This is a genomic window from Edaphosphingomonas laterariae (genome assembly GCF_900188165.1).
GTDB lineage: Bacteria > Pseudomonadota > Alphaproteobacteria > Sphingomonadales > Sphingomonadaceae > Sphingomonas_E > Sphingomonas_E laterariae.
The window spans coordinates 52885-76669 of record NZ_FZOS01000012.1; the positions used below are offsets into that span (position 1 = coordinate 52885).

Annotated in this window: 29 protein-coding genes and 1 pseudogene; 8 read left to right on the plus strand and 22 right to left on the minus strand. The window is 63.2% G+C overall.

Features of this window, described 5'->3' with window-relative positions; all coding sequences use genetic code 11:
* Window positions 1-5 precede the first annotated feature (5 nt).
* Genes mobF through CHB74_RS12165 form a run of 3 tightly spaced genes read right to left on the minus strand, consistent with a single transcriptional unit; the run spans window position 6 to window position 5355 of the window.
* Window positions 6-2981 (minus strand): MobF family relaxase, encoded by a 2976-nt coding sequence (mobF, locus tag CHB74_RS12155; RefSeq protein WP_089219890.1) that lies wholly within the window; start codon window positions 2979-2981, stop codon window positions 6-8.
* Window positions 2978-5059: a type IV secretion system DNA-binding domain-containing protein gene (locus CHB74_RS12160; protein WP_089219891.1), complete on the minus strand. Its 2082-nt coding sequence runs from the start codon at window positions 5057-5059 to the stop codon at window positions 2978-2980. The genes mobF and CHB74_RS12160 overlap by 4 nt, the downstream gene beginning before the upstream one ends.
* A complete protein-coding gene (locus tag CHB74_RS12165; RefSeq protein ID WP_089219892.1) occupies window positions 5056-5355 on the minus strand; it encodes a CopG family transcriptional regulator in 300 nt (99 codons plus the stop codon). The genes CHB74_RS12160 and CHB74_RS12165 overlap by 4 nt, the downstream gene beginning before the upstream one ends.
* 439 nt (window positions 5356-5794) lie before the next feature.
* Here CHB74_RS12165 and CHB74_RS12170 point away from each other — a divergent pair, with 439 nt between their 5' ends.
* The gene (locus tag CHB74_RS12170; protein WP_089219893.1) at window positions 5795-6031 is read left to right on the plus strand and encodes a hypothetical protein; all 237 of its coding nucleotides are present in this window, start codon (window positions 5795-5797) and stop codon (window positions 6029-6031) included.
* A gap of 216 nt (window positions 6032-6247) precedes the next feature.
* Here the strand turns inward: CHB74_RS12170 and CHB74_RS12175 are convergent, their stop codons facing one another.
* Window positions 6248-7267, minus strand: coding sequence for a DUF2493 domain-containing protein (locus CHB74_RS12175; protein WP_089219894.1), 1020 nt, complete (start codon window positions 7265-7267; stop codon window positions 6248-6250).
* A 78-nt stretch (window positions 7268-7345) separates the two neighbouring features.
* On the minus strand, window positions 7346-7837 hold the full coding sequence (locus CHB74_RS12180) for a DUF736 domain-containing protein (RefSeq protein WP_089219895.1): 492 nt from the start codon (window positions 7835-7837) through the stop codon (window positions 7346-7348).
* Window positions 7838-8638: 801 nt separating this feature from the next.
* Here CHB74_RS12180 and CHB74_RS12185 point away from each other — a divergent pair.
* A complete protein-coding gene (locus CHB74_RS12185) occupies window positions 8639-9205 on the plus strand; it encodes a hypothetical protein (protein ID WP_218821427.1) in 567 nt (188 codons plus the stop codon).
* 34 nt (window positions 9206-9239) lie between these two features.
* On the opposite strand, the gene CHB74_RS22015 is transcribed toward CHB74_RS12185, so the two are convergent.
* A complete protein-coding gene (locus tag CHB74_RS22015; protein ID WP_089219897.1) occupies window positions 9240-9485 on the minus strand; it encodes a DUF5818 domain-containing protein in 246 nt (81 codons plus the stop codon).
* Between the two features lie 124 nt (window positions 9486-9609).
* On the opposite strand from CHB74_RS22015, the gene CHB74_RS12195 reads away from it, so the two are divergent.
* The gene (locus CHB74_RS12195; RefSeq protein WP_089219898.1) at window positions 9610-10005 is read left to right on the plus strand and encodes a hypothetical protein; all 396 of its coding nucleotides are present in this window, start codon (window positions 9610-9612) and stop codon (window positions 10003-10005) included.
* A gap of 301 nt (window positions 10006-10306) precedes the next feature.
* On the plus strand, window positions 10307-10453 hold the full coding sequence (locus CHB74_RS22020) for a hypothetical protein (protein ID WP_179220824.1): 147 nt from the start codon (window positions 10307-10309) through the stop codon (window positions 10451-10453).
* 17 nt (window positions 10454-10470) lie between these two features.
* On the opposite strand, the gene CHB74_RS12200 is transcribed toward CHB74_RS22020, so the two are convergent.
* Both CHB74_RS12200 and CHB74_RS12205 read right to left on the minus strand, forming a co-directional pair.
* Window positions 10471-10974 carry a hypothetical protein gene (locus CHB74_RS12200; protein WP_089219899.1) on the minus strand — a complete coding sequence of 168 codons (504 nt, stop codon included), beginning with the start codon at window positions 10972-10974 and terminating at the stop codon, window positions 10471-10473.
* A gap of 134 nt (window positions 10975-11108) precedes the next feature.
* Window positions 11109-11513, minus strand: a complete 405-nt coding sequence (locus tag CHB74_RS12205) for a hypothetical protein (protein ID WP_218821428.1) — start codon at window positions 11511-11513, stop codon at window positions 11109-11111.
* A 49-nt stretch (window positions 11514-11562) separates the two neighbouring features.
* On the opposite strand from CHB74_RS12205, the pseudogene CHB74_RS12210 reads away from it, so the two are divergent.
* From CHB74_RS12210 to CHB74_RS12225, 4 genes and pseudogenes are all read left to right on the plus strand, one after another.
* Window positions 11563-11760: pseudogene (locus CHB74_RS12210) on the plus strand (IS21 family transposase); the annotation flags it as partial.
* Window positions 11761-11835: 75 nt separating this feature from the next.
* Window positions 11836-12324: a TIR domain-containing protein gene (locus tag CHB74_RS12215; RefSeq protein WP_089219900.1), complete on the plus strand. Its 489-nt coding sequence runs from the start codon at window positions 11836-11838 to the stop codon at window positions 12322-12324.
* A 426-nt stretch (window positions 12325-12750) separates the two neighbouring features.
* Complete coding sequence (locus tag CHB74_RS22450; protein ID WP_245842876.1) at window positions 12751-13488, plus strand: Thoeris type III anti-phage system protein ThcB4; 738 nt, start codon at window positions 12751-12753, stop codon at window positions 13486-13488.
* A gap of 2 nt (window positions 13489-13490) precedes the next feature.
* Window positions 13491-14147 (plus strand): Thoeris type III anti-phage system protein ThcA, encoded by a 657-nt coding sequence (locus CHB74_RS12225; protein WP_089219939.1) that lies wholly within the window; start codon window positions 13491-13493, stop codon window positions 14145-14147.
* Window positions 14148-14163: 16 nt separating this feature from the next.
* Here CHB74_RS12225 and CHB74_RS12230 read toward each other — a convergent pair whose 3' ends face one another.
* From CHB74_RS12230 to CHB74_RS12305, 14 genes are all read right to left on the minus strand, one after another.
* Window positions 14164-14718, minus strand: coding sequence for a toll/interleukin-1 receptor domain-containing protein (locus CHB74_RS12230; protein ID WP_089219901.1), 555 nt, complete (start codon window positions 14716-14718; stop codon window positions 14164-14166).
* Between the two features lie 49 nt (window positions 14719-14767).
* Window positions 14768-15265 carry a TIR domain-containing protein gene (locus CHB74_RS12235; protein WP_089219940.1) on the minus strand — a complete coding sequence of 166 codons (498 nt, stop codon included), beginning with the start codon at window positions 15263-15265 and terminating at the stop codon, window positions 14768-14770.
* A gap of 301 nt (window positions 15266-15566) precedes the next feature.
* Window positions 15567-16358, minus strand: coding sequence for a hypothetical protein (locus CHB74_RS22025; RefSeq protein WP_179220825.1), 792 nt, complete (start codon window positions 16356-16358; stop codon window positions 15567-15569).
* A 119-nt stretch (window positions 16359-16477) separates the two neighbouring features.
* Window positions 16478-16666: a hypothetical protein gene (locus CHB74_RS12250; RefSeq protein ID WP_089219941.1), complete on the minus strand. Its 189-nt coding sequence runs from the start codon at window positions 16664-16666 to the stop codon at window positions 16478-16480.
* A gap of 142 nt (window positions 16667-16808) precedes the next feature.
* Window positions 16809-17252 (minus strand): hypothetical protein, encoded by a 444-nt coding sequence (locus CHB74_RS12255; protein WP_089219903.1) that lies wholly within the window; start codon window positions 17250-17252, stop codon window positions 16809-16811.
* A gap of 74 nt (window positions 17253-17326) precedes the next feature.
* Window positions 17327-19408 carry an ATP-binding protein gene (locus tag CHB74_RS12260; protein WP_245842864.1) on the minus strand — a complete coding sequence of 694 codons (2082 nt, stop codon included), beginning with the start codon at window positions 19406-19408 and terminating at the stop codon, window positions 17327-17329.
* Between the two features lie 28 nt (window positions 19409-19436).
* A complete protein-coding gene (locus CHB74_RS12270) occupies window positions 19437-19895 on the minus strand; it encodes a hypothetical protein (protein WP_089219904.1) in 459 nt (152 codons plus the stop codon).
* Between the two features lie 13 nt (window positions 19896-19908).
* Entirely contained in the window at window positions 19909-20556 is a 648-nt protein-coding gene (locus CHB74_RS12275; protein WP_089219905.1) for a hypothetical protein, read from the minus strand.
* A 32-nt stretch (window positions 20557-20588) separates the two neighbouring features.
* Window positions 20589-21758, minus strand: coding sequence for a phosphoadenosine phosphosulfate reductase domain-containing protein (locus CHB74_RS12280; RefSeq protein WP_089219906.1), 1170 nt, complete (start codon window positions 21756-21758; stop codon window positions 20589-20591).
* A 91-nt stretch (window positions 21759-21849) separates the two neighbouring features.
* Window positions 21850-22242: a type II toxin-antitoxin system VapC family toxin gene (locus CHB74_RS12285; RefSeq protein WP_089219907.1), complete on the minus strand. Its 393-nt coding sequence runs from the start codon at window positions 22240-22242 to the stop codon at window positions 21850-21852.
* Window positions 22243-22244: 2 nt separating this feature from the next.
* Window positions 22245-22493, minus strand: coding sequence for an antitoxin (locus CHB74_RS12290; protein ID WP_089219908.1), 249 nt, complete (start codon window positions 22491-22493; stop codon window positions 22245-22247).
* 275 nt (window positions 22494-22768) lie between these two features.
* Complete coding sequence (locus tag CHB74_RS12295) at window positions 22769-22975, minus strand: hypothetical protein (protein WP_089219909.1); 207 nt, start codon at window positions 22973-22975, stop codon at window positions 22769-22771.
* On the minus strand, window positions 22972-23292 hold the full coding sequence (locus tag CHB74_RS12300) for a hypothetical protein (RefSeq protein WP_089219910.1): 321 nt from the start codon (window positions 23290-23292) through the stop codon (window positions 22972-22974). Before CHB74_RS12300 ends, CHB74_RS12295 begins: the two co-directional genes overlap by 4 nt.
* Complete coding sequence (locus CHB74_RS12305; protein ID WP_089219911.1) at window positions 23289-23756, minus strand: hypothetical protein; 468 nt, start codon at window positions 23754-23756, stop codon at window positions 23289-23291. The genes CHB74_RS12300 and CHB74_RS12305 overlap by 4 nt, the downstream gene beginning before the upstream one ends.
* Window positions 23757-23785: the final 29 nt, after the last annotated feature.

Below are 23785 nucleotides of genomic sequence, written 5' to 3' on the forward strand. Positions count from 1 at the left end.
CGCTCCTATCGGTCGTGCCCGCCCGCATGATCGCCATGATCGGGCACGGGCTGTGGCTGGTGGACGGGTTCGGCGGGGCCATCGCGGTCCGAGCGCTGGCTTTCCGCATCGCGGTCACGAATGATGGTCGAGCGCAGGAAGCTCTCGATCGATCTCATGCCCTCGAGGGCGCGGCCGGCGAGGAATTCACCGACATTGCGGGGCTCGCGATCCTTCGGCTCGTTGCGCTCGCGGTCGCGGTCGCGGTCCGCACCGCGCTTCTCGCGATCGCGCGCATTGTCCTTGCGGGACTTGTCGAGCCGGTCCTTGTGGCGCTCGCCGCGGGCACGATGGCTGTCGCGATGCAGCCGGCCGAGACCTTCGATCGTGGACGACTTCTCGCCCGAATGGGATTTGAGCTTCTCGGCGAGCCGTGAGACGTTTTCGGTCCAGAGCTTCACGGAGTACCGCGCACGCGTGATCGCGGTGTAGAAATTCTGCCCGTTGACCAGCCCGGATTCCACCGGCGCGAGAAGATAGACGTTGGGATAGGTCTTGGACTGCGCCGAATAGACGGTCTCGGCATAGCCGTGATCCCAGGTCTTCTGCGTGCCGAGATCGATATCCTGAACACGCTCGCCCCGATCCCAGCGTATCGTCGCCTGCGACCCCACAAGGGCGATCACCGTGCCCCGCTCGGCGTTCTTGAGGCCAAGGTCCTTGTTGACCAGACGCCACTGGATGCGGTCGCCCTCGGCCAGGTCGCGATGCTCCGCGTTGAAGACATTGACCTGTCCCGCCTTGCCGAGCCGAGGGTTCCAGGCGATCGTGCGGCCATTCTGGTCGACGAGGCGGACGACCTGCCGTCCCTTGCTGTCGCGGCCGGTGCCGGCGACGCGATATTCCGTGTCCCGCGCGATACCGAGGCCGGCATTGTCCCGGCTGAACATCACGACCTGTCCGCCGGAGTAGAAGCGGGCGAACTGCTTTTCCTGGTCGGTCATTCCGGCCGGCGTGAGCACCTGGAGCCGCGCGTCCTCGGCGGCGACCGCTCCCTCCGAGCGCAGCACCTCGCGGATCTGGCTGTTGACGACCAGCCTCGTCGCGTTGTCGAGAACAAGGATATTGGTCTTATCGTGCTCGGAGGGTTTGAGTTCGGTCCAGGTGCCGACCAGATTCTTGGCAAGCTCCTCGCCGGTCATGCCGCCGGTCACCCGCTCGAGTGCGGCGATCGAGCCGGTGTAGTTCCCCGCTCGCGCAAGCCTGGTCGCGGCCTTGATCGCGTCGGTATCCTGACGCAGCGACTCCGTCAGATGACTGGTCGGCATTCCGAGCTTCTGAAGAAGCCAGAACGGCTTTCCCTGTTCGATCGCTCCGGTCTGCTCGACGTCACCGATCAGGATCAGCCGGGCGCCGGTCCGGCGGCTGATATCCAGCAGCCGCATAGCCTGCCGATTGCCGAGCTGGCCGGCCTCGTCGAGTACGAGAATATGCCGGTCGGTGATGCCATGACCGCCCGATGCGAGCAGGGACGCGACGGTCCGGGACTCGATGTTCGCGGTCTCGCCAAGCCCGGCAGCAGCCGATGACGTCGGCGCCAGGGCAAGGATCGGTTTGAACTCGGGATGGACCGCCTTCACCATCGCGCCGACGAGCGTCGACTTGCCCGCGCCGCCGACCCCCTGGATCGCGACGAGGCGATCCGTGCCCGTGGCAATGGCCAGCAGCGCCTTCGTCTGGTCCTGGGTCAGCCCGCCCGCCCGCGCTTCTTCGTTAAGCCGCTCCGGCGACGCCGGTGACAAGGCATCTCCCATCGCGAGCGAGAGATGTTCGGACAACGCCAGTTCGAGCCGTGCCGAGCGCAGGCTCGTACGCCCCCGTATCAGCAGCCTGTCGCCGGTCTGTCTGTTCGTGCGGAGTATCTTGCCGGCCGCCTCCTGTTTGGCGACAAGGGGGCGAACCTCATCCAGTCGGACCTCGCCGACATGCGACGCGAGCGCGGTGCGATAGATCCGCCCGATGTTGTTGACGGCCTCGTGGGTCTCCGACTGGCGGATGCCGAACAGCGTCGCGCGCATCGCCAGACGGGGATCGGGCTCGGCCAGCTTGCCCTCCTTGCCGGCGGCCTGCTCTGCGACCTTGTCGATCTCCGCTCGATGCGGTTTGGCGCGCTCGGCCCAGCGCGCATGGAGGTCATCGAGGCCGATCGACACCTTCGCGCGCCGGGTCGCGTAATAGGATTTGTTACGCTGCGCCTGACCTTCATGACCATGTTCCTTCGCGTGCGCCTCGATCTGTTCGGCGCGCTGCGAGAAGGATCGGGTGAGCGCTTCGGGAACGCCCCTGATCTCGAACAGACCCCGGCGGGGATCGAAGTCGATATCGAAGCCGATCTCGCGCAGGTCGCGGGCAAGCTCATTGCGATAAACCTGACCAGCGACCATCTGCTCGGTGAACATGGCGCGCGTCTCCAGGCTCGCCATGGCGCGATCCGGACCGTGATTGGTCATGTTCATCACGACGACATGGGTGTGCAGATGGGGATCGAGTTCGCGGCTGCTGTGCTCGGTGAAGCGGGCGAACAGGAGTCTGCCGGTCGTCTCGTGGACGACTTCCTTGTTCACCCGCCGGCGCAGCTCGGCATGTTCTTCGAGATAGCCGAGGGCGACGCCGACTGCGCGTTCGTGCGCGGCGATGATCCGTTCGTCGCCATGTACCAGCGCCATGATCGATACCGATTTCGGAGCATTGACCGCGAAGTCCCAGCCCGGATGATGCTGGATTCCTTCCTTGCGGCGCCGGCCGAGTTGCTGGTCGCCGATCTTCCCGGCCAGAAGCGCCTCGAACCGGGCGGGATCGACCTTGCCTTCAAGTCCGAGATCGGCCGCGACCTTGCCGCCCCATTCGCTGTGTTCGTCGCCGCCCTTCGTATAATAGTCGCCGACCGTATAGTAGCGGCCGATGTTGGCGGGCGTGCCCTTGAGGCGCCGGGGATGGATCATGCCGGTTTCGCCGGATCACGCGGACCGCTGCTGCGGGCATGGGCATCGAGCGGTACGTTCATTCGGCCGCGCGCCGCACCCAGGAAGGTGACCGGCCCGGCCTCGTCCGGAGACGTTGTCGGCGTCGCCGGATCGGTTGCGGCGTTGTTCTCCTCCTGCTCGAACGGATCGGGTTCGACGATCGGTTCGGGCGGTGGCGGCGGGGGCGGCGCATTGCCGGGGTCGAACAGGTCGGGCTGGTTCGCGGGCCGCGGAGTCGAAGGTCCCGGACGCGATGCTGCCTCCCGCTGTGCCGCCGCGCGGGCGCGGGACGCCGCCCGTACATGGGTGATGATCTGCTGCCCGACCGGCAACCGTTTGGGCGGCGTCGTGCGCTCGACGAAGGGCGGGCACAAGGTGGGTATCTCGTTGAAGGTGTCGGCGAAGCGGAGGACCGGCAGGTTGCGACCGAAGCGGAGATAACCGGCGAAGTTCGGCAGGTTGGTAACCTCCGTGTCCATCACCAGCGGGCGGGTCACCTGCATGCGCGACAGGTTCACGCCGTCGCGCATGTCGTTCACCCCGTAGGACATGCCCTCATTTGCCTCGACCTGCTCGACGCGGCCGAGATTCTTGGAAACGTGCTCCGCGGTGTCGGTATCGTTCGCCCGAAGCGCCACCCAGGTCGAGCAGTAGCCGGTGACCGCGGCTGCATCCTCCTGCCCATAGGTAGCCCTGAGCTGAGGATAGGACTGGAACCCGAGGATACCGCAGCCACCATATTTCCGCGCACGGGCAAGGAAGTCGCCGAGCGAAGGGAGCCGTTGGAGCGTCGGCAGCTCGTCGATCACGCAATAAAGCCGCCGGCTGCGGTCTGGCGTGAGGCTCATGATCGCGCTGATCGCGATATCGAGCCAGACCGTGATCAGGGGGCGCAGCGAGGGGAGCTGGTCGGCCTTCACGGTGATGAACAGCCAGCTGTCGTCTTCCTCATTCTCGACCCAGTTACGGATCGAGAAACCGTCGGTGGTGTCGTCGAGATAGGAGAAGCTGCGCATCACCGAGGCGAGTTCGGCCTGGATGCCTGCCGAGGTTCTTTCGCCTTCCGAGGAGATGAACGCGGCCGCGTCCGTTCCCTTCACGAACGCGGCCAGGTCGCTGACGGAGGAGCGCAGCACGCGCTCGAGCAGGACCGAGATCAGGGTATGCTGTTGCCGGGCCAGCTTGCGCAGGACTGCGACCAATGTGCCGCGCGCGGACTTCGACCAGAAGGGATCGCCGTGCTTATCGGGAATAGTCGATTCCGCGATCTGGTCGTAATGATAGTCGCGGGGCACATCGACCCAGGGCGACCAGATGTCGGTGCGCTCATCGAGGGGATTGAGCAGCACGTCATGGCCATGCCGGTAGAACTTCTCGACGAAGGATCCGGCGGTGTCATAGACGATCGCCCGCTTACCCTTCTTGCGGATACCTTCGAGCATTGTCGTGATGAGATTGGTCTTGCCCGTTCCGGGAGCGCCGCAGATCAGGATATGCTCCGGCTCGAAGGCATCGGGCACGGTCACGCCCCCGATCGAGAAGCTGCCTTTGCGCTGCCGCCAGAGTGCGCGCCGGAGCTGGGACGCGGTGCCGAAACGGGCACCCCGGATATATTCGTTCGACCCCAGCCCGCGCCCCGTCCGGGTGAAATAAAACCAGGCCCAGATGAGCGCGATGAGGGCAACGCCCCCTGCGATCGCCGCGCCGTGGATGAGATCCGTCTCCAGCTTCTGGAGCGCCTGCTTCGCGATGCCGGACACAAGCAGATGATCGGCCGAGGTCCAGTATTCCTTCCCTTCCGGAGTGCGGAAGAGGACGGGATCGTTGGTCCCCGGCGCGGCATCGACCTTGAACGTCGCCTCCACCAATTTGACGAGGACGAAGCGGTGGTATTCGGTCGATTTCTCGAACGCATACCAGGCGGTCCCCATCACCCAGATCACGAAGCCCGCGATCATGGTCTGGATGAACACCTGGGTGGTCATGCGGACGTTGTGGACGGTCGCCTGACCGCCGCGCGTCCAGGAGCCGAGGGTGTCGTTGCGGAAGATGCTCATTGCCGTTCTTCCGGCGCGAGCAGCCCCCGATCCGCGAGCATCTGGCGCGCGTCCGCCATCCCCTGTTCGAGCAGTTCCGGCGAGCGTTTGCGGACCGACGCCGCGACGATCGCCAGCGTCTGGATGACACCGGAAAGGATTTCGTCCTGGGTGGAATAGACGTAGCCGCTACGCGGATCGGCGGCTTGTTCGAGCGACGGACGGACCAGCTCGGTGACGGTGATGCCGACGCTGCGCGCGCGCCGTGAAAGCCGCGCGTGGAGGTCGTCGTCGATGCGTAGGCTGAGGCTTGCCATGAAAGCTCCGGAACTGGAGCTTCGGCAGGTCGGTCATGAAGCGCCGCTACATTAGCGCAGCCACCGGAAAATCACAAGAAAATCGAGGCGCAGTACATGTAATACGGGGAATCGGCTTGGATTTCAGCGCCTTATTTCCCGCCCGATCTGAGGCGCCACACATGCAATGCAGTAACGCGCGTCGCTGCATTACAGGTATTGCAAGATAACCCGTTGCAAATATAGGAAAATATGCTCGCAGCACCCGTGCGTAGGGTGCATTGCAAACGCCTGTGGGCGTGCGTCCCTGCCCCGCAGCGACTCCGGCGCTGTGCCGTCCGCTTTTCGTCGCCGGTGGTGTCCCTGCGCGCGGGGTGCCGTGGGGCGATTGCGGCGTGGGCCGTGCCATGCGACAAGGGGAGAGGCGGACGGATCAGCGATAGTGCAAGGAAAGCTGGTCATGCCCAAAATGTCCGATCGTGAGAAGCTGGCCGATCTGGCCGCGAAAAGCCGGAAGATCGCGGAAGAGATGGAGACGACGCGCCAAAGGATGCGCGAGCGTTACAGTGCGATTGTCGCCGCGTTGCCGGTCGAAGCCTATTCCGAACGCGAGTTTCGCGAGGCCATCGGGCTGCTGGTCAAGCTCGATGCGGCCGCCGCGATTGCCGCGCTCAAGGCTGCCGCGCCGCGCTCTTGATCGGGGGCGCTGCCGGTGTCGCCTGCGCCCCTGTTTCGGGGAAGCATCCGGTTCCGCGCCTGCCCGGTCCGGGGACGCACTCACCGCCGCGCCGCCAGGCGCGGCGGTGGCCGCAAGCACAAAAAAGGCCGATGCGGCGCGCGGGCTGCATCGGCCTTGTCGATGGCGGACAGATGGGAAAGGGGCGGCGCTGGTCGTGCCAGCGCCGCGCCCCCGTTATCGGCCGATACGGCGCGCCCGCTTCGGCGCTCCGGTATCCGCGGCTTGGTCGGCCCGCATGAAAATATGCGTTGGGACGCGCCGTCCGTTCTCCGGGTTGAACAATTCGTAGAGATTGGCTTGGATGCCCGAACCTTCGCAAAGGATGGCTTCGACCGGCATAAGGTTATTGACTTGCCGGTTACGGTCGAACGCCCGCTTCATTGCCTTGCCGCGCCCGTAGAGGGTGAAGGCGATGCAGGGGACGCATTCCTTTGCCGCCCATGATGCCGCGATGGCGTCAACGCCTTGGCTCTGGCCGGTGGTGACAAGCACCATAGCCGGAATGCGGGCCTTGATAAGCGCCAGCCTGTCCCAGATGATTTGCCAGTCGTGCCAATCGACCGGCCCGGACACGACGACGACGGGACCTTGCGGCTCGTGCCGTTCGCGGCGCTTTTCGGCACGGGCGCGCAGGAAATCGAGCGCGGAGATCTGGCTTGCGGTGGTGACGTGGCTGGCCTTGGAGCCTTTGGACGGCGACCATGCGCGGCCCGAACAGGCGCGATACATGGCGGCGGCATAGTCGCGCATGGCTTCTATGGCGGCGCGCTGCTCGGCCAGCGACTGGCATTCAAGCTGCTTGTCCTCAAGCTCCTTGTTGAACACTTCGCCCGGCTCCAGTCGCCGCGCCATGTCGCGGATTTGGTCGGCAAGGCGATCTTCCTGCCGCTCCAGCTTTCCGGCGGTGAAGTGGAACGAGTTGACGAAACCCCAAGCGATCTCCGGGGCCAGCGGGTCAAGCCGGGTATCGGTGAACAGGTCGAAAACCGCCGCGATGATGCCGCCGCATTCGGCCTGCGCCGCGATGGGTTCAGGCATGTAATGTTCGCCCGGTTCTTCGCCATGCTCGATGATGGAAAGCGGCAAGGGGTCGCCAAAGGATGCCTCGAAAGGCTCGGTTGCGGTGATTTCCGCATAAAGTTCCGGCAGGTCGGAAAAGCTGCTAACGGTGCGGGCAGCCGTGGTCTTGCTCATGGTCCTAACTCCTGTGTGGGTTCGCGGTCAGGTCCGGGGAAGCGTTGCACCGCTCCCCCGGCCCGCCCTGATCGGGGCTTAGAAAGGCACCTCGTCGTCAAGGTTGCGGCCCGCTCCGACATATTCGCCGTTGCTTCCCGCCGTGCTGCCGCCCGCGAAACCGCCGCCGGTCTGGCGCTGACCGCCACCCGCGCGGCGCTGGCCGTAGCCGTTGCCGCCACCGGCGAAGGTCTGCGGCTTGCGCTCGCGTTCGCGCCGCCACTGCACGTCGAAGCCTTGCAGTTCATCACCGAAAAGCGCGATGGGCAGCGGTTCCCGGAAGCTGGGGTCGTCGATCATGCCCGAAAGGAATTGTTCGTCGCGGTCCTTCATCGGGCGCTTCCAGACGACGCCAACCTGCGCTTCGTCGCCGTCTTCGGTCGGCTCGAAGATTTCAAATTCGGGGGGATTGGCGCTGCCGCGATCTTCGGGACGACGCAAGATAAGATAAGGAAAGCGCATCGTCCGCGTGACGATCTTTCCGATAAACAGGTCGCGTTCCTCGTCCAGCTTGAAAAATCCGATCTTCATGGTCCTAACTCCTTCTTCGCTTGCGTCCGGGGAACCGTTCCCCGTCCGCACTTTTCTTTTACTCCCTCCCCTCCATTACTTATACATCATTGTTTTCTTGACAGATTTTCATCGTATCTGGTGAGCCTGAGCCAAGAAAACGGACGCGGCAGCGTCCCGAACAAGGAAAAGCATGGCGAAGCCATTCCAACCTGATCGGCCGAGGAGATGCCGGTGCCTGTCTGTCATCGCATCCGGAGCCGCCTTCGCCGGGGCTCAAGGGTCAGGGGCGGTCCGGGCACACAAGGGACGTCGCGCTGCGGTCTTTAGAAGGTCTTGGAGATAAGGGGCCTGCCGACACCTTTGAAACAGGCAGTTTCGTCGGCAGGCCCCTTATCTCCTAGAGCTTCTTGACCGGAGGCAGCCCTTGTGTGCCCGGACCGCCCCTGGCACGCCGAGACCCTGCGAGGGCGGTGTAGGATGCGATGACAGACCTGCTCCGAGGGTGATTGCAGGGTGCGGCGTCCTCGCCGCGCCCTGCTGCAACGCTTCCCACGAACACAACGCCGCATGCTCGCCCCGCCAAGCCTCCACGCTCCACCCGCGCCCGCCGAAGAGCGTCCGTCCTCCGCTCCGGGCAATGCCGCCGGGCGTCTGGGATCGGGATCGTCGGAGTCATTGCCGGGGTGCGCAGCACCCGCGGAGGCGCCCGCACCCCGCTGACGAAAGGACGATGGATTGAGCGGTAGCATCCGGCGGAAACCGCGTGTGGGGATTGGGGGCTGCGGCTATAGTGCCTTGTCCTCACCCCGGCCGAGCAGGATGAAGATAGTGACGGAAGTAAACGACGATGATGACGGTGCTGGACGCAACGGTGAGCGATGGCCGCCGGCGCACGGTCTCCCCGGCGTGGAGCGCTACAAGCGGCCTTCGACGCTGAAATGGGGTGAAACGCTCTTCGACGATCTCGATCGCGGCGAACTCCTGCGCTTGGTGCAGGCCTATCACGCAGGGGCATTGAAGGCCCGCGACGCACTGATGCAGCATCGCGCGGCGCAACAGAAGAACCCCTACTGGGGTCCGGACGGCATCGGCGGGCGCACGCTCGCGGCGCTTGAATATCTCATCGGCCGCGCAGGCGACGGCGGCGCGAACGCCGACAGCGATGCCATCTCCCGTGCGTTCTTACGAAATGCCTATGGCTTGCTGTTCCCGGACATCGCCGGGGAGGAAGAGCAGTGGGGAATCGACGACCGGACCGGGCGGATGTTCGCACCCTTCACGCCCGGCGACAGGTCACCATTGTCGCCGGAGCAGCCTCTGAGAGCCCTTGCGTGGAGCGATCTTCTGCCCAAGAAAGCCCAGGGAGCGCGCATCGAGGAAGGCTGATGCGGCTGTGGGCGTCCACCCGCGGTTGCGGCCTCTATGGCTGTTGGTCCTCGCCCGCCCAAAGCAGTTCGAGAAGCGTCGGCGTGCGGCGGTAGGCTTCCACGACGACGGGATGATCCGCGAGATGGGCATAGGGCTCCGCGCCTTCGACCCGCCAGACATGCCCATCGCCGGCTTCGAACAGGAAGCCGCGCTCGATTGTCCGCAGCACGCCGCGGATTCGTGATGGTGCCGGCGACATGGTCACAACAATGAAATGCGTGTGAAGGAAGCGGCCCATGCGGGCCGAGCGGAGGACCGGGAGTATCGATGCTGGCAGGCCATGCCGCAACATTGCAGAGCGATGAAGAATTTGCAATTCTGTTCATTATATGTTCTATGTATCGGCAACAGGAAGGTGTCCCATGATCGATGATTTTCTTGCCGACTACGATTTCAACCTCCCGCTCGATGACGCGGCTGTCGATCCCGAACTGGTCTATGTCCGGCGCAAGCTGGCGCATGTCGCGCGGGGCCAAGGCCTCGATGGCGGCTATTATGAAGCGCAGGAACTGGCCGACGCCTTCCTCGCCGCGGCACGCGAGGCGAATGCGGGCATCGAGGCGCCCGACAGCCCGGCGCGGCGGCAATTGAAGGATATCCTCGACCGGGCGATTCCCTATCAGCGCGCACTCTTCGATGAGGTCGCCCATCTCCCGCTGCCCGATGCAGCGGCGCATCTGAGCTGGCTGACCGGGCTGATGAAGAACCGCGCCGATATGTTCCGGCCGGTGGAAGCGGCGCGTCAGGCGCTGGGCTGAACCGCGGCTCGGGCGGGCGCCCCGCCCCGGCACTCTTTCGATGACGGCGTTGGAAGCCGGGTTGCTTGGCAGCGGCCCGGCTTCCTTCTATAGAGGCGCCAGCCTGCCGGTGGCGGGTCAAGGCGTCGAAACCTTGCAACAGGGCCGGCCGCACCTTTTGCGGCCGGGTGGCGGGCGTGTATGTCCAGGCCACCCGCTAAAGACGTCCGCGCATGTCTGTTGCATGTTTCGAACACCCGGTTTCAGGGGCTGGCACTCTCCGAAAGGAGCAGTGCCGCCGGCTGAACCCACGGAGGCACCTATGGCGGATAGTGATCTGGAGAAGGCGATCGAGTTGATGGAGGAGGCCCTTGCGCGCCTCGTCGATCCCGATGACGCAGTGGTCGCGATGCGGCTCTCGCATGCGCTCGATCTTGCGCGAGAGCGCCGGGAAGCGTCCCGCGGCTAACGCCCGCGACGCCGGCCTCAGGCGTGGCCGGCGATCTCGGTGTTGGGGTTCACGATGCGCAGGTCGACATCGTGGCCGAGGATCGCGATGAACTCCATCATATGCGCGAGCAGCATGCGCCGGCTTGCGAAGGCCTCGATCGTGTAGGCTCCGCGCGCAAGCATGTCGGTTCCCCGACCCGCGCGGCTCGCAAGGTCGGCCGGCCAATGGCAGAGGAGGACCCACGGCCAGTCCGGCTCCGGCGGCCGATATTCGAAGAAGGTGATCGTGCCGGCCCATCGGGCGCTCGGGCGCAGATCGAGGAGATCGGGTGGCACGGGGGTTGGCCGCTCGGCCGCCAGGAAACGCTCGAACTCGGCGACCTCGTCGATCGTCTCGGCGATGACCGGGTAGTAGCGTCCGAGGAGCAGGCCGGAACCCGCGTAGCGCCGCGGGATGTCGATCACGAGCAGCGCGGGGGCTGTCGCCAATGGAAAGGCGTAGAGACGCCGGCGTGCGGCAAGGTCGTCTGACAAGCGCATGACAATGATCCTGATGCAGGCGCAGCCCGTCGATCAATCGAAGATGCTGCTGGATTCTGGCGGTATCTTGAGATCCGCAGCCCCTGGGCAGGGACCATCCAATCCCGCATCCTTCCCTCCAGCGCTTCGGCGGGTCAGGCCGCGAGCGCTACCGGCAAGTGCGAGGCGCCTCGTCCGTCGAGCGCATTGTCGGATTTGCGAAGCGTTGCGGCGCGGAGGCGGAAACGCGCCCGGTCCGACGGGCCGCGCCGAACACGAAACTGTTCGTCAACGACGTCATTGACCCTCGCCCACTGATTCCGGGCAAAGCTGCGGCCGAGCCCGACCGTCGTGTTCGAACTCGGGAAGCGATCGGCTGTGCGGACAAGCTCGTCCCACGACGCCCCGGACTCGACGGCGTCGAACCGGCTGTGACGTCCCGTCAGGGCATTGCGTTCGAGCACAAGCGCGCGGTCGAGAAGATCGGGATGATCGGCGGCCAGCCAGTATAGCTCCCAGATTTTCGAAGCCGGGCAGAAGCAGGCGGACTTGATAGGCACATAGTCCGCACCATATACCTGCGTGATGATGTCGATGCAGTCGTCGCGGGTACGCAAGATGCTGTCGTTTTCATCGCCGCCAGGTTACTGGCGTCAGTCTGTACCGCAGCGCCCGAAGCTGGACGGGTTTGTGGCGATCATCGATGGATGGCTTGAAGGGGACCGCAGTGTCCCGCGCAAGCAGCGCCATACGGCGAAGCGGGTATTTGACCGTTTGCGCACCGAGCATGGTTTCACCGGCGGCTACCCCAAGCACTCACCGTGCCTGCTGACACCTGACGCCCGCCTTGATATGAGTGAATGATCATCGAGGGGGGAAGCGGTGGCGCGTCGGGTATTCTTTAGCTTTCACTATGACCGTGACGTTCGACGGGTCGTGCAAATCCGCAATTCCTGGGTGGTTCGTCCAGGTGACGACGCGCAGCCTTTCTATGACAAGGCAGAGTTCGAAGAGGCAAAAAGACGCGCGGGCGGCATAGAAAAATGGATCGAGGAGCAGCTCAAAGGCACGTCCGTGACTGTGGTGCTGTTCGGCGCAGAGACGTATGATCGCGAATGGGTCCGGCACGAGATCAAGAGAAGCTACGAGCTTGGGAAAGGCCTATTGGCCATCGACATCCATAGCGTAAAAGATCCGCAACTTGGAACTGATCGACAGGGAGCCAACCCTCTTAGTTATTTTACAATAAAGCAGAATGGCCGAGATATTCCGCTGTCGAACCTATACGGGACATATGATTGGGTTCGGGATAACGGCTATGCCAACATGCCGGCTTGGATCGAAGCTGCAGCAAAAGCGGCCGGTCGCTGACACCAATGAGTATCTATGAACTGGCCATACTTGGTGCCGCAACGCCAGAGGAGCGCGCAACACTGACAGCGACGCTCACCGATATCGTTTCCGACTTCGGATTGACGTTGGGGGACGATGTAGTTGTGCATAATGCGGAAACGCTGGGTGAGCGACACAAGCCAGCAGCATTCGCATGCGCGTATTTTGGAGGAAATGCCCAGCAAGATATCGAAGCGGCCCAAGACCTGATCCGAGCCAGTGCGCCCATCATTCCAACGATTGCCGCTGGCGCAGACTTCAATGCTCACATCCCCCCGCTTCTCCAGCCTATCAATGGGCTAACGCGGCGCGCTGACGATCCAAATATGACTGAACTCGCGTCGGCAATGCTGGAATGCGTGGGTTTACTTCGTCGACAGCGACGGGTTTGTGAGCTATCGGCGCGTGGAATCCCGAGCAGCAGCGTTGCAACTTCACGATCTCCTTGCGTCCCGCGGATTCGACGTTTTCTTGGACACGCACGACATTAGGCCCGGCGATCCGTTCCAAGATGTGCTTTGGCATAGGCTCGTCGATTCTGATGTTATGGTTATGCTCGACACGCCTACCTATTTCGATAGCCGCTGGACTCGACAGGAAATCGGAAGAGCACGCGCGAAGGAGATCCAAGTCCTTCGTGTGATTTGGCCAGAGCATACGCCAAACAAGCTGACCGATCTTGCAGAGACTATATATCTTGATCCACAGGAACTCGAAGGGCCAGATGGCCCAATAGCAGCCGAAACGGCGGATACAATCGTCTTGGAGGTCGAGCGGCTACGAAGCCGCAGCATCGCATCTCGATACATGTCGATTACCGGCAAACTTCGCGCTGACGTCGAGAAAATTGGTGCGTCAGTAGAAGGCGTCGGCGCACATCGGGCCGTCGCTGTGCGGTTGCTGGACGGCGAAAAGATCTGGGCATATCCGATCGTCGGAATCCCCACGGCTGAAATTTTGAACGATGTGGCCGATAAGGCGCGACGAGCGGAACAGCAGGAGATACCGGTACTGGTCTACGATCATATCGGCATCCGTGATGCATGGAATGCTCATCTCCGATGGCTTGGGGAGCATATTCGCGCGGTCCGCACGATTAAAGTTTCCGAAGCTGGATGGGCTCTTGCGGCATGGGAGAACTGACCATGACTGAGGCCATTTTTCTTTCGGCAGGCGTGCCGGATCCGAAGCGAGGCCCACAATATGCGGCGACCGCCGACAGTGTCGCGATTACAGCCGCAGTCTCTGCTTTGGTGCATGTCACGCTAGGACGCAGGCTGCTTGTTTGGGGTGGTCAACCCGCAATAACACCGATGATCTGGGTGGTCTCGCAAGACATAGGAATAAATTACGGACACTGGGTTCGGCTCTACCAGTCTCGCCATTTCAAGGATGAGTATCCCGAGGACAATGAGCGGTTCAACAACGTGGTTTATACGGACGAGATCGAGAAGGATCGGGATAAGAGCTTGCTGGCCATGCGTGAGCGCATGTTTTCCGAACACAAGTTCAAAGCGGCAGTTTTCATTGGGGGTATGGGCGGGATTGTACAGGAATATGAAATGTTTCGACGCCTGCAACCGGAGGCTGCAGTCATTCCAGTAGTCTCCACGGGCGGCGCGACGCTTGAAGTTGGGGCGCAGGTTGACTCTTTATCGACCGACCTGGCGGAAGACCGGGACTACGTTGCGTTATTTCACCGCCACCTTGACGTTTCCGTCCGAGAGGAGCGCTTCGAAAGTCCAACTCTCCAACCGGATGTCGTTGAGAAGCGATTTTGGCAACCCCCTGCCACTGCTTAAACGGGACGGGAACTCGTTATTCACCAGCCAGCCACTCACTAAGTTCGGTAGCTGTGTTCCTTTTCTCGTCGAGGACCATCCAGACGCGCTTTTGATGACCCTGTAGATCTCCCCAGACGATGCGGCGGTATAATCCCAGATACTCCCACGACGCCCATGCCTGCTCATGCGCGCTGTCGGATGCCGGGAACAGCGCGATCTTCGTCAACCCTTTATACCCATCCGCAACGCCCAACTCCCAGGGCACCCAACGACTGTCCTTGCTGTTCTTGCTTGCAAGAAGGACAAAGCGCTTTGTCTGGCGAATACGGCTCTTTAACAGCCCTGCCGTTTCCTCCGTCGTGTATGGGGGCATTTCCGGGTCGATTTCATCGACATAAACCTTGGCGCCGTGCCCTTCTAATACACGAATGGCTCCAACGACGAGATCATCGTCCTTGCTTGAGTGCGAAAGAAATGTAGCACCCGACAGCGCGCGAGAAGAAGCAGATTTCCTAAGGTTTACCTGCTCGTTGATGTTCAATTTGTCAGCGAAATTACGAAGCTCGGATTTGGTAATATATTCTATCATTCTTGCCGCCCGCTCTTAATTCCGTGCAAAATCTCCGATTCTTTGCACCTCAGTTATTTGCCCGGATCGCAATGGCCTCTTCAATCCAAGTCTCGATCCCATTCTTAATCGAGTCATACGCGGCTTTGCTATCTGCTCCGGAAGGAGAGACGAGCTTCACTATGGAGGAAAGCTTTTTCCCTGTATTGGCGTAGCCGATTTCATCAAATGGATTGCTGCCCGCCACGCACGAGCTCCCATCGTGACCAAGAAGTTTGTTTATCCGGATACCCACGACGCCTTTACCTGCGTCCCAGCCTTTGACGATCTCGCGGATCACCCAAGGCCGGTTCGCTGTTTCCGAACCGACGAGCACCACCACGCAACTCTTGCCGTACATGTTGTCATCGATCCATTTTTCGATGGAGGTCTTGCCCTTCCGCTTGACCTCTTCCCATGCATTCGCAGTGCAAAGAGTCTGCCCTTCGAGGGCTCCGATGTTACGCACCTGCTGAGTGCGCCAAAAATCGTTCGCGAAGTGAAAACTGAAGAAAACGCGCCGCGCCATAAGGCCCCCTTTTGTTCTCAGAACTTCTACAGAGGCGACCATCGTTCCGCTAGAGAAATCGATTCCGAAACGAATGGCTTAAATAACAAGCGCGGCATTTTTGTGCGGCGCCTCAAGCGTCGCTGCGCGACGCGAGAGACGGGCCGACCACCGCCAGCTCTTTGGGTTAGCGCGGCGGTCGGCCCGTCCCTCATTGCGAGGAAAGGAGACAGTTTGGACGGGTGGACCTAACGAACAGGATTTCATGCCGAAGGCTAGGGATGGCAGGGTCTCGTTGGCAATGCAGTTGCCATAGAGATCGTCATACCCTGTCGAGGGTAGCGGGAGCTTGCGGCAGATGGAGATCGGTAGCCAGCCCCAGAGGGCCAGCAACGCGTTCATCAGTTCGACATGCGCCATGGTTTCCGGCTTCTCCGCGCCGACGTCGGCAAAGGTGATGACGTGCGGCCGGATGCCGGCGAGACGAAGCGCCACCAGCATCGCCGTGGAATCCACGCCCGCGCCGAAGCAGACGGCGAGAAGCCGGCGCTTCAGCGGACGCAGGCGGGAAATGACGGAGTGGTCGACCGTCATGGCCGTTCCGGTGCGGTCGCTCGCCGGTGGCGTTCTCGGTCGGATTTCGCGTATCGCCGTTCGACCACTGCGCGAGTTCATCGCCTTCTGCCTCGCACGCCTCGCAGAATGTGCAGGGATGCACGTCCGCCAGCACCCACTGCCGGCGGGCCTGGTCCCAGCGGACGCAGGCATCGCGCACGATGCGATCGCTCCCGCAGCGCGCGCAGACAGGAATGCCGCCCGGCGCGGCGGTGTCGTGGGACGGCATCGCCAGCATATAGTGGCGTTCAGATGCCGCGATCACGGTGCAGCCCCTGGCAAGCCACATAGCGAGGATGCCCGTCAGATATTCGGCCGCGAACACCTCGTAGCCGTCGGTCACCTCGACCAGAGTCAGGGTGATGAAGGTGGGTTGCCGGATTTCCAGAACCGCGAGCGTGACCTGCCGGTCCTCGCTGGTCTTGTAGAAGCTGTCTTTATGGATGTGCCGGAAGACCGGCTCGGGCACGATCTGATTGTCGGCGGTCTTGTAGGTCATGATCCGGGCCTTTCTTGAAGTGGCGCACGAGCGCGTCACCCGGCGGGAGACCCGATGGGCGGACCGTGCGATCGTGATGACTGGGATGCGCCGGGCTTTCCGACGCTGGATGCGCGGGGTCAGGCGACGCGCAGCGCGAGGTTTTCGTCGGTGCGGGGGCGTCGGGTGGTGACGCGGAACGGCTGGATGGGATTGCCGGTGCGGACCACGAACTGATCGCGGCCGGACATCGTGCGCCGCTGAAGCGCGATTCTGTAGCAGTTCTCGAACCCGGCGAGCCTGGATCGGAGAGGAGACAAGGTGGACATGGGGTCCTCCATAAAAAGTGTGTGGGCTGCTGAGGCCCCGGTCCGGTACGCGCGCGTGGCGGCGCTCAGGATGGGGCCAGCGTCCGGATGCTGCCGACAGTCCGGATGCCGCGGTGTGCCGGTTGGGCCTTGGCCTGGCTGGTCATCCGGCCGGCTCGTCGACTTCGACGGCTTCGACGGTGATCCGAAACCCGGCCCCATCGTCGAGCACCAGATAGATCTGCGTGCCGCTCTCAACGTCGCAGCTTGCGATGCTGTCGATATTGGCGGTGGTGCGATGGGTTTCCGAGATGATGTGGGGCGGACGATCAGCTTCGCATTCGCCGGCCTCGTCGCATTTGGCGATGTGGGTTTCGAAAAGCTCGCAGATCGCGGCGGCGACTGTGCAGGCGCGTGTCGGGTTGTCGATATTGGGACCGGCGCTCTCGATCGCATCGCGCAGGAACGCGGTCAGGGCGTCGTTGATCGAAACGAGGAGGCCGCTACGCGCGTTGGAGCCCATGCGGTCCAGATAGCGATCGGGTATGAGGTTGTTGACGGCATGGGTTGCATCATCGACCAGCGCGTCGAATTGGTCTTCGGTCATGGCATCGCTCCTCGATGGGGCATGACCGATCGAGGCGCGACTGGCGCGACCGGCCATGCACGATGGAAATGGAATCAGGCGGCAGCAGGCGCAGGCTCGGCGTCATTGTCGGCGAAGGCGGCCTCGACCAGGTAATCCACGGCGCGCACGCTGATCGCCCGGTCCCTGGGGATCAGCCAGGAAACATGTTCGCGGATCGCCTCGCGCACGCGCTCGATCACGGCGGCGTCCTCGCCGAGCAGCAGCAGATTGGCGGCGAAGCGCGCCTGCATCTCAAACGCGGCCTGCTGAGTATGATAGCTGTCGGCCTCGCAATCCTCGCTGGGATAGAAGCAGGCGCGTTCGAGCAAACCAGCCAGGTCGAAGGGCTTGATCGCGCAATCGGGACCAAGCAGGATGACGACCTCCTCAAGGTCGGTCCAGCAATCGCGGGGAATGATCACCACGTCAGCCGGCAGCGCAAGTGTCTCCGTGGTCGCGGCGCAATCGCTGCTTGCCCGCACGGTCAGTTCCAGCGTGATCGCAGTGACGTGCCCGGAGACAAGGTCCAATGGCACCGGGCTGCCCGCGATATAGTCGAAAAAATCCCCTTTGCTCCGCTCGACCCGAAACGAGCAGCCCACCAGGCGCGGCAGAGCGTCATACCAGCTATATCCGGCGAAGGCGTCGACAGGATCGACCGGCGTTGCACCGAGCGGCGCTCCGCAAGCGATCGCGCGGTCGACGCATTGCTCGATATTGGCTTCGTCGATCGGCATCAGGACCATCGGCTCGCCCGCGACCCGCTCGCCGAGCAGCGTGCCATCGCTTTCGGCGGTGCGCGGTGTCCATGCCGGGAGCCAGGGTGCTGCTTCGGGGAGATCGACGCCGAGCGCCTTCGCCCGCTCCCAATCAGCGAAGGATAGCCGATGGTGGCCCTCGCGGGCGATGGTGCGGAAGATCGCGGCCTCGCAGGCTTCGCGCAGGGCGTCGAGCGCCGCGTTCTGCACCATTTCCTTGCGGGCGGGCAGCACGAGCTGGAGCGCGGGCGCATCGAGGATATCGACCTTGGCATAAAAGCCCCGGCCGCTATCGGCGTCATGGATGTGCGGCAGGCGGCACGGCACCGTCAGGCCATGAAAATTGATCCGCGGCTTCTCCCTTTGGATGAGGTGCTCGTCGGCGAAGATGCCGATGGAGCAACCGTTCCATGTCTCGATCCTCTTGGCGCCGGCCAGGAAGCTCTCCTGCGGCAGGCGGTCGCCGCCGAACCAGATCGGCACTGGGAAGAACCGCGCGGCGTCCTTGACCGCCTGATCGAGCGTGATGGCCCAGCTTTCGGGCATGTCGATCTCGATTTGCGTGCCCTCGGCGATATCGGATGGAGCGAGATCGAGCGCCTTGCCACTTTCCCACGCATCCGGCGTGATCGTCGCCTGCCAGCCCGCGCCGAGTTCGGCCGCATGGGACTGGACGGCAATGCGGCGGCCAGCGAGGCTGAACACGCCCATGCCCGCCGGGTCTTCCGAGCGGGCGATATCCTCGTTCCAGCCGGAATCGCCCAGCGTCAGGAACTTGGCCGGATCGGCGATGCCGCGTCCGTCGTCGCGGATATGCAGCACTGGTCCGTGCTCGCGTTCGACCTTGGCGATGTCGATGCGGGTCGCCCCGGCTCGCCTGCTGTTCTGGATAATCTCGGCGAGCACATCAGCCACGCCGCCATTATAGAGTCTGCCGATTTTCGTGAGCAGGGACTGGCCGATTCTGGTGTGGATCGTGGTCGGAAAGGTCATGGAAAGCTCCGGGCTGGACACGGCATCACCACCGCGTCCGATCTCCTCATCCTTCCCTCCGGGATCCGGGATCAGAGGCCGCACCGTCGGACCATGAGGATCGCGCCAGTCGATGTTGGCGACGATCCACTCGGGCACGAAGTCCCAGTCGAACGACAGGACATAATCGTCCGCGACTTCGGCCCAGGCGGCGTCGACCACATCGGTCCAGCCGAAGACGGTCATCCGCATGGCGGCGGTGCCAAGTGCAGTGAAACAGGCCCTTATCTGCAAGGCGCGTTCGAGTGCATCGGGATTGGTGACAGGATGGTCGCGCAGCCCCAGCACGGCTTCCCAGAGACAGGCGGCGGTTTCGCGCGCGAAGGCAGGATCATGGTCTCCCATGAGCAAGTCCTTTCGATGGATTGATGATTCAGGCGGCGAGCCGCGCGGGATCGTGCAGGCCCAGATCCGCTGCCGACAGCACCGGCATGAGCGTCTGCAGCCGTTCGAAGGCGCCGGTGAGATCGTCGATTGCTATCCACCAGCAGGCGTCGCCTGGATCGGCCGCGTTGCGGTAAACCACCTGAACGAGATCGCTGGTGACCTCCGGGAAGCAGGCGCGGACCAGCATCACCTCGACCCGCCGGGCAACTCTTGTGATCCGGCGTCCGAGATCGGCCCGCGCCCGCATGTCGAGGCGGAACCAGAAGTCGGGCGCGATGAGCTGGGCGATATGAACGCAGCGTCCCGAGCCGGCTGGGCGCGGCAGGGGGATCGACCGCACCAGCGAACGGCGCTCCACGTCAAGGGAATCGAGCGGAACCAGGGCGCGATACTCGTAGAACAGCAGCGTGCCGGCGATGCGGGTGCGCGTGATGACGATATCCATGATATGATCTCCGTCAGGCGGCGAGCCGCGCCGTTGCGCCGGCGGGCTCGGGTAGATTGAGGTCGCGGCGGATGCGGGCGGCCAGGCGCTTGGGCTGAACGAAGTCATGAACTGCGGCCCAGTAGTTGCGCTCGCCGACGAAGTCATGGCGGCCGGCGACCTTGCGGAACATCACCTCCCGACCTGCGCCCATGCCGTCGAGGCTGAGCCGGACGTAGAGGTGATCAGCGTGCAGCATCACGTCGCCCGATATCGCGGCCCCGCCGCGCTGGGAGGTGATCGTATATCCGTCATCGGCAAGGCCGAGCGCATCGGCGAGCGCCCGCAGCGCCTTGCGGCCATCGGCGTGGAAAAGCTTCTTCGCGCGCTCGTCATAAGCGACGCCCTTGTTCGCGAGCGCGATCAGGGCGGGCTTGCGGCGCAGGTCGGCGATGGCTTCCATGCACGCGACGCGCAGTTCGCTGTTCGGGCGCTGGATCTGCGAGGCGAGCGTGCCGAGGTGGCGTGCAAGCAGGATGACGGCGGGATCGCTGTCATGGGGCCGCCCGGCGTTGCGGCAGTCCTCGATCGCGGCATTGAGCGCATGAAGCGCGTTTGGCAGCGTGATGAGCGCGGAAGGGTCGAGCGCCTGCTGGTATCGGAAGGGGATATCGTAGGACATCGGGGGGTATCTCCGAACAATCGGGCGCATCCTCACGCCCGCCCCAACCCCGCTTCCTTCCCTCCAGTTTGCCGGTCGCGTGCATTCCGGGCAGTAAGCAAGGCGTCGAAGCGTGCCCGCACGGCGGCACCGGTCGGATAGCGGTCTTCCAATCCATGTCGGCGAAGGATCACCGACCGCGCCGCCGCGATGCGGCTCCCCTCGTCGCGCGTCGGGACACGCGGGGGCCATCCTTTCACGAACCGGAGACCGGATGGCATCCCGGCCTCCAGCGCCCGACGTTCGCTTGCGGCGTGTTTCGCGTCGGCAATCTGCCGCGCGAGGGCATTGGACAGGAGATGCGGCGCGACATCGGCCAGCCAGCGACCGGGCTGAAAGGAAAAGGTCGACTCCGCCTCGATCCCGACCAGATGGCGATAGAGATTATGATTGTCTTGCGCGCGCGTAGCCGCGCCGAGATCAGCGGCTGACGCGAGAACGCAAAAGGCGCAGGACAGCCGGCTCGAGCCATAGCAGCCATAGGCTTCATGAAGCGGCAGGCCGCACGCGTCATGGCCGGCAAGGACATCGACTGTGCGCCAGTCGACCAGCGGATGCCAGACCATCATGCGCGTGTTGGCGCGATTTCCGGGCTTGGCGAAGCGGTGATCCTCACGCACAACCGGCGTGAATCGCCGTGCCGGGCTTTCCTCGCGCCGAAGCCCGATCACCGATACGATCGTCTCCCCGGCAAACCGGCGAGCCAGTGCCGGGCCAATGACCTGGGCTTTGAGTTCCGAGGTGCAGAACCGCAGCGAGGATGAGGACCAGGGACCGATGAGATTATAGGTTTCGAGCGCTTCGTAGCGCGCCTTTCCGCTCGCGAACCGCTGCTCCCAGCGCGCCACCATGTCGCCGGCGGAGCGGCGCACGACCAGGAGCGGAATCTCGAGCCTTCGGGCGATCACCTCGACCATTGCGGGCGTCGAGCGCCACTCGGCGCGGCCAAGATCGGCATGGACGGCGATACGCCGCTCGCGCGGATGACCGAGGTCGTCCAGCCATTCCATCGCGGCCCATGCGGTCATCGAGGAATCCTTGCCGCCGGACAGGCTGAAGGCGAACCAGGCACCCGTCGCGGCGGCCTCGATGATTGCGGGATCGGCGGCGACGGCAGGCGTGCGGCCGGTGAGAGCGCGCGTGCGGCGTATAGCAAAGGACATGGAAAGCTCCTGATCACGCCATCAAAAGACGCGACTTCCCATTCCCCCTCCTCTTCGGCTGCCTATAGCTGAGACCGAGTTTCCGAGGCGCTCAATCCTCCCAGTTCTCCGACGCGAGCCCGTCAACGCGGGAGAATTCGCGCAGGTTGCGGGTCACGACCGTGAACCCGCGCGCAACAGCTTGTCCGGCAATCAGCGTATCAAGTGGGCCGATAGGTGTCCCCGCGCTGGCGAGGACGGCGCGCACTTCACCGGAAACGCGGGCATCTTCGCGCTCGAAGTCGACGACCTCGAAACGCAAGGCCGCAATACGATCGAGATTTTCTTTCACACGAACACTGCGGCTCGCGCCATAATAGAGTTCGTGCATGACAACCGTCGAGATCACGCAGTCCAGCGGATTGTGTCGTTCAAGGTTCTTCCATAGCTTTTCATGGCCTTTGAGCAGCGCGATCACGCTGTTCGCGTCAAGCGAGTAGATCATGCTCAATCGTCCAGGGAATCGCGTGATTCGAAGCCTTGTGCTTCGCTCCCGGCCTTGCTGACAGCTTCCTCGAAATCCTTATCGACCGGCCCGACCAGTGCTTTGAGCCAGGCCCAGTCGGACGGAGCCGGTTCAAGGATCACCGCGTCACCATCTCTACGGATACGCACCTGATCGGTGTCGAAGCGGAATTCCTTCGGCAAGCGCACGGCCTGCGATCTTCCGGTCCAGAATATTCTGGCAATGTTCATGACGTCTGCCTCCATTACCCCAATGCAAAGTGATAGGTATCATTGCCATATATCATATTGCAAGGATCGGACAAAGCTGTTTGCCGTCAGGCGGTGAACCGCTCGGACGGCGCCCCCGGGCATCGCACCTTCAGGCCGACTTGACGGTTGCAGCCGCCCGGCGCTGTTTGAATTCAGCCTCGACATCTTCATGCATGGCAGGAGGTTGCTCGCGATCGAGTGCCTTCTGGACCTTCCGGCGGAACCAGACGTAAGCAGAGAATGACGTCGTGCGCTTAGAGACTGCGCGATGGACGCTGGGCGCTGGAGACCTCCTCGCTCTCCAGTGACCATGTCGATCGCCAGCTTGGGTCGTCGAAGGCTGGCGCATCGCTTTCGCTCTGCAAGTCGATCGCCGCCTGTAAGTCGGCGGCCTCGACGGCAACCACCATCTCGCGCTCGACGCGGAAGACCTGAGCGATGCGTAATTGATAAGATTTCATGGCCTCCTCCGTTCGACTTCATGGTTGGGACCGTAGGAAGCCGAACGCAGAAACGCATCGTCTCCGGCTTCATCAACCAGGTAGCCCGCAACGTCCGAGGTATAGTCGGCATCGATGATGCCATCGCCCGCGGGCGTAAGACGGACGGCAAAGCCGTTTTGGAACAGCAGCTCGTCCGCAGCCTCCATCGCGGATCGATGGTCGGTCGCATCGACCGCCACCTTGACGCGGATAACGGCATAAACATGGACGAAGTGACGGCGGCTTTCGCCGCCGCCGTTTCGATCCTGTCCGGCCGGTGCGGGAGCCCGGGTCACGCGGCCCTCGCCGTCGCGCCTGGGAGCACTACCGGATCGGAATCGGGCACGATCTCGGCGCGTATGCCGGAGTAGTGATGCTCCGCCATCCACCGCTCGGCCTGCGCCATGTCGTTCGCCAGGAAGCGCAGTTCCTGGCGCTCCCCATGACCGGTCAACACGCGGACCATGCCGGCCTTTGGTTTTTCGAGAATCTCGAAGGGCTTGGCGCTCTCGGCGCTGAACAGGCGGCGAATCACCATGATGATGACGCCTTCGCTCCCGAAATCGCCGAGATGCAGGGTGAAGGTGGCGGGAGATCTGCCGAAGCCGGCCTGCCGCTCGACAAGTCGGCCGGTGCCGTTTTCCTGTTCCCAGGCCTTGACCTTGCGCGTGAACCTCTCGGGCGGACGCGGGGTCCCGCTGCGGAATGCGATGAGCGAGCCCAAGGGAGCTTGCTCGTAGATTTGACGTGCGGTGTGCATCGATTGTCTCCGAAAATGCACAAAGCCCG

Bases quoted from the DNA above. Each gene is read 5' to 3' on its own strand.
- mobF (WP_089219890.1), bottom strand. From the start codon at position 2,981: ATGATCCATCCCCGGCGCCTCAAGGGCACGCCCGCCAACATCGGCCGC.
- CHB74_RS12160 (WP_089219891.1), bottom strand. From the start codon at position 5,059: ATGAGCATCTTCCGCAACGACACCCTCGGCTCCTGGACGCGCGGCGGT.
- CHB74_RS12165 (WP_089219892.1), bottom strand. From the start codon at position 5,355: ATGGCAAGCCTCAGCCTACGCATCGACGACGACCTCCACGCGCGGCTT.
- CHB74_RS12170 (WP_089219893.1), top strand. From the start codon at position 5,795: ATGCCCAAAATGTCCGATCGTGAGAAGCTGGCCGATCTGGCCGCGAAA.
- CHB74_RS12175 (WP_089219894.1), bottom strand. From the start codon at position 7,267: ATGAGCAAGACCACGGCTGCCCGCACCGTTAGCAGCTTTTCCGACCTG.
- CHB74_RS12180 (WP_089219895.1), bottom strand. From the start codon at position 7,837: ATGAAGATCGGATTTTTCAAGCTGGACGAGGAACGCGACCTGTTTATC.
- CHB74_RS12185 (WP_218821427.1), top strand. From the start codon at position 8,639: ATGAAGATAGTGACGGAAGTAAACGACGATGATGACGGTGCTGGACGC.
- CHB74_RS22015 (WP_089219897.1), bottom strand. From the start codon at position 9,485: ATGGGCCGCTTCCTTCACACGCATTTCATTGTTGTGACCATGTCGCCG.
- CHB74_RS12195 (WP_089219898.1), top strand. From the start codon at position 9,610: ATGATCGATGATTTTCTTGCCGACTACGATTTCAACCTCCCGCTCGAT.
- CHB74_RS22020 (WP_179220824.1), top strand. From the start codon at position 10,307: ATGGCGGATAGTGATCTGGAGAAGGCGATCGAGTTGATGGAGGAGGCC.
- CHB74_RS12200 (WP_089219899.1), bottom strand. From the start codon at position 10,974: ATGCGCTTGTCAGACGACCTTGCCGCACGCCGGCGTCTCTACGCCTTT.
- CHB74_RS12225 (WP_089219939.1), top strand. From the start codon at position 13,491: ATGACTGAGGCCATTTTTCTTTCGGCAGGCGTGCCGGATCCGAAGCGA.
- CHB74_RS12230 (WP_089219901.1), bottom strand. From the start codon at position 14,718: ATGATAGAATATATTACCAAATCCGAGCTTCGTAATTTCGCTGACAAA.
- CHB74_RS12235 (WP_089219940.1), bottom strand. From the start codon at position 15,265: ATGGCGCGGCGCGTTTTCTTCAGTTTTCACTTCGCGAACGATTTTTGG.
- CHB74_RS22025 (WP_179220825.1), bottom strand. From the start codon at position 16,358: ATGACCTACAAGACCGCCGACAATCAGATCGTGCCCGAGCCGGTCTTC.
- CHB74_RS12250 (WP_089219941.1), bottom strand. From the start codon at position 16,666: ATGTCCACCTTGTCTCCTCTCCGATCCAGGCTCGCCGGGTTCGAGAAC.
- CHB74_RS12255 (WP_089219903.1), bottom strand. From the start codon at position 17,252: ATGACCGAAGACCAATTCGACGCGCTGGTCGATGATGCAACCCATGCC.
- CHB74_RS12260 (WP_245842864.1), bottom strand. From the start codon at position 19,408: ATGGGAGACCATGATCCTGCCTTCGCGCGCGAAACCGCCGCCTGTCTC.
- CHB74_RS12270 (WP_089219904.1), bottom strand. From the start codon at position 19,895: ATGGATATCGTCATCACGCGCACCCGCATCGCCGGCACGCTGCTGTTC.
- CHB74_RS12275 (WP_089219905.1), bottom strand. From the start codon at position 20,556: ATGTCCTACGATATCCCCTTCCGATACCAGCAGGCGCTCGACCCTTCC.
- CHB74_RS12280 (WP_089219906.1), bottom strand. From the start codon at position 21,758: ATGTCCTTTGCTATACGCCGCACGCGCGCTCTCACCGGCCGCACGCCT.
- CHB74_RS12285 (WP_089219907.1), bottom strand. From the start codon at position 22,242: ATGATCTACTCGCTTGACGCGAACAGCGTGATCGCGCTGCTCAAAGGC.
- CHB74_RS12290 (WP_089219908.1), bottom strand. From the start codon at position 22,493: ATGAACATTGCCAGAATATTCTGGACCGGAAGATCGCAGGCCGTGCGC.
- CHB74_RS12295 (WP_089219909.1), bottom strand. From the start codon at position 22,975: ATGAAATCTTATCAATTACGCATCGCTCAGGTCTTCCGCGTCGAGCGC.
- CHB74_RS12305 (WP_089219911.1), bottom strand. From the start codon at position 23,756: ATGCACACCGCACGTCAAATCTACGAGCAAGCTCCCTTGGGCTCGCTC.